1 protein-coding gene is annotated in these 381 nt (G+C 71.1%); it reads left to right on the top strand.

Annotation, left to right across the window (positions count from 1 at the left end; all coding sequences use genetic code 11):
- Window positions 1-381, top strand: a 381-nt coding sequence (locus tag G4D85_RS48720) for a GNAT family N-acetyltransferase (protein WP_164021978.1), incomplete at both ends; no start/stop codon positions are given.

The raw sequence follows: 381 nt of genomic DNA, 5'->3' as shown, positions 1-381 counted from the left end.
GTCCACACCGAGGCGGTGGAGACGCTGTGCCAGGGTGTCTATGCCCCCGATGAGCTGAACACCTGGGTGAGCCTGCTGCGGCCAGAGGGTTACCTCCGGCCGGACCGGCCTCGCACGGTGCTGGTGGCGGAGCGAGGCCGACGGCTGGTGGGCTTTGGCCAGCTCGATTCCCGCGCCGGAGAGCTGGAGGCCCTCTACGTGGTGCCAGACGAGGTGGGCCACGGCGTCGGCTCCCGTCTGCTCGCCGCGCTGGAGTCGGTGGCCTGGGGGGGCGGCACGCCGCTGTTGGGCCTGGATGCCAGCCTCAACGCGGAGGACTTCTACCGGCACCGCGGCTACGTGTCGCTGCACCCGGCCAAACGGCCGTTGACACAACGGGTG

This window comes from Pyxidicoccus trucidator (assembly GCF_010894435.1).
Classification (GTDB): Bacteria; Myxococcota; Myxococcia; order Myxococcales; family Myxococcaceae; genus Myxococcus; species Myxococcus trucidator.
The sequence above is the reverse complement of the archived record's forward strand: the minus strand, read 5'-3'. Positions and strand labels throughout refer to the sequence as shown.